2 protein-coding genes and 3 pseudogenes are annotated in these 2153 nt (G+C 55.5%); 1 reads left to right on the top strand and 4 read right to left on the bottom strand.

Annotated elements, in window-relative coordinates:
* A pseudogene (locus tag CINSTRO3249_RS17800) lies at nt 1-232 on the bottom strand (hypothetical protein); the annotation flags it as partial.
* Nucleotides 233-245: 13 nt separating this feature from the next.
* On the opposite strand from CINSTRO3249_RS17800, the pseudogene CINSTRO3249_RS16325 reads away from it, so the two are divergent.
* A pseudogene (locus CINSTRO3249_RS16325) lies at nt 246-398 on the top strand (3-deoxy-7-phosphoheptulonate synthase); the annotation flags it as partial.
* A gap of 77 nt (nt 399-475) precedes the next feature.
* Here CINSTRO3249_RS16325 and gpmA read toward each other — a convergent pair.
* The 3 genes and pseudogenes from gpmA to CINSTRO3249_RS15330 all read right to left on the bottom strand — a co-directional run.
* The gene (gpmA, locus tag CINSTRO3249_RS15340; RefSeq protein ID WP_074013855.1) at nt 476-1228 is read right to left on the bottom strand and encodes a 2,3-diphosphoglycerate-dependent phosphoglycerate mutase; all 753 of its coding nucleotides are present in this window, start codon (nt 1226-1228) and stop codon (nt 476-478) included.
* 119 nt (nt 1229-1347) lie between these two features.
* Nucleotides 1348-1884 (bottom strand): annotated as a pseudogene (locus CINSTRO3249_RS15335) (galactose-1-epimerase); the annotation flags it as partial.
* Nucleotides 1885-1924: 40 nt separating this feature from the next.
* Nucleotides 1925-2153, bottom strand: a 229-nt coding sequence (locus CINSTRO3249_RS15330) for an integrase core domain-containing protein (protein ID WP_143146879.1), incomplete at its 5' end; no start/stop codon positions are given.

Below are 2153 nucleotides of genomic sequence, written 5' to 3'. Positions count from 1 at the left end.
GCTCATTGAGTTGACTGAAGCTAATTCGCTTATTATTCAGAAAACGCCAGACAGCTTGGGTAGTTGCGAAAGTTGATTTTTGAGCACTTGCGAGGTCTTTAACCGCAGAAGCAAGAAGAGCCGCGGGTGTCATATGCTGTTTAACCAGCGTCTGATATCGGCGGGTAAGGCGAGAGTCAATCCCGCCAACAGATAGGTTGAAATCATTCTGCAAAGTAATAACAGGTATCACGATAAATGTGTAGATACCTATGCATCTGGTGGAGGGAAATCAGGCCGCCGAGTCAGGCGCGCTGGTGTATGGCCAGAGCGTAACGGACGCCTGCATCGGTTGGGATGATACCGAACGTCTGCTGACCCAACTGGCGCAAGCGGTGCGCGCGCGCCGCCAACAATAAAAAAAACGCGCCGGCGCTCCCTGGAATCAGGACAGCGCCGGCGCGGCGTCGCTTCGGCGCCCCGCGGGGCGCGTCGGTTATTTCGCTTTACCCTGATTGGCAACCGCGGCGGCTTTGGCGGCGATCTCGTCAGCGTTGCCGAGATAGTAATGCTTAATCGGCTTAAAATTGTTGTCGAATTCGTACACCAGCGGTACGCCGGTCGGAATATTCAGTTCCAGAATCTCTTCTTCGCTCAGATTATCGAGGAACTTCACCATGGCGCGAATAGAGTTACCGTGGGCGGCGATGATGATCCGCTCACCGCTCTTCATGCGCGGAAAAATCGTTTCGTTCCAATAGGGGATCACGCGATCGATGGTCAACGCCAGGCTTTCGGTCGTCGGCAGCTCGGCGGCGGTGAGGTTGGCGTAGCGGGCATCATGGCCCGGGAAACGTTCATCTTCACGGGTCAATTCCGGCGGCGTAATTGCGAAACCGCGGCGCCATTGTTTCACCTGCTCGTCACCGTATTTTTCCGCCGTCTCGGCTTTATTAAGCCCTTGCAACGCACCGTAGTGACGCTCATTCAAACGCCAGGATTTCTCCACCGGCAGCCAGGCCTGGTCCAGTTCGTCCAGGACGCCCCACAGGGTATGAATAGCGCGCTTCAGTACGGAGGTGTAAGCGAAATCAAAAATATAGCCTTCCGCCTTCAGTACCTGGCCCGCTTGCTTCGCTTCGGTGCGGCCCTTGTCAGACAGGTCAACATCGGTCCAGCCGGTGAAACGGTTTTCATTGTTCCACTGGCTTTCGCCGTGACGTATCAGAACCAGTTTAGTTACAGCCATTACGCGACTCCTCAAAGTCCTAAGATTTCATGATAACTCTCCGCATTATATGGCCTGCTTATATCAGGCGGCAACCGCCAGTAGGCCAACAGCGGGAATAAATCTCATCGGCAAACCGTTTACAATGCCTGGAACCGGTAGCGGGTTTGCGAATCATAAGACTCCGACGGCTGGAGCCAGCAAGCAGGCTGGGGCCAATCTGGATGGTTCGGGCTGTCCGGCAAGAATTCACTTTCCAGCGCCAGTCCACTGTAGTTGAGGTACTCACCGCCCTGGCGGGCCGGCGTGCCGGCGAGAAAGTTGCCGGTGTAAAATTGTATCGCCGGCGCGGTGGTATACATCTCCATTTGCACCTTGCCGTCGGCGGACCAGAGGCGGGCCGCGGGATCTTCCGCGCTGGAGAGGCCCGGATACAGCAGATAGCCGTGATCATAACCCTTCATGCGCTGCTGATCGCGGTCGCGCAGGAAGTCGGCGGCGATAGTTTTCGGCTGGCGGAAATCCATACCGGTATTGCCGACATCGGTCGGATCGGCGCAGGGGATCCCCTCGCTGTCCACCGGCAGGTAGTCATTGGCCATGATCTGCAGGCGCTGTTGGCGAATATCGCTGTTGGCGCCGTCGAGATGAAAATAGCCGTGATTGGTGAGATTGATTGAATAACCCCGAGTTTATTAGAGAGTAATTTTGGCAATACTACGCCGCTTCCTCTGATGCTAATTGCAAAGCGTAATAGTTCATTTCGGCTTCAGTAGGAGGGATGTAACCCAGCCGCCCGAGCAGCCTTCTGTTGTTGTACCAGTCCACCCAGTCCAGCGTGGCCAACTCCACTTCCGTCCGGTTTTTCCAGCTCCCGCGGTGGATAACCTCCGTTTTGTACAACCCGTTGATACTCTCTGCCATCGCATTATCGTAGGAGTCGCCG

Origin of the sequence: Candidatus Sodalis sp. SoCistrobi, from assembly GCF_900143145.1 — a bacterium.
Taxonomy (GTDB): Bacteria; Pseudomonadota; Gammaproteobacteria; order Enterobacterales; family Enterobacteriaceae; genus SoCistrobi.
Note: the sequence above shows the minus strand (reverse complement) of the source record. Positions and strands in the feature narration are given on the sequence as shown.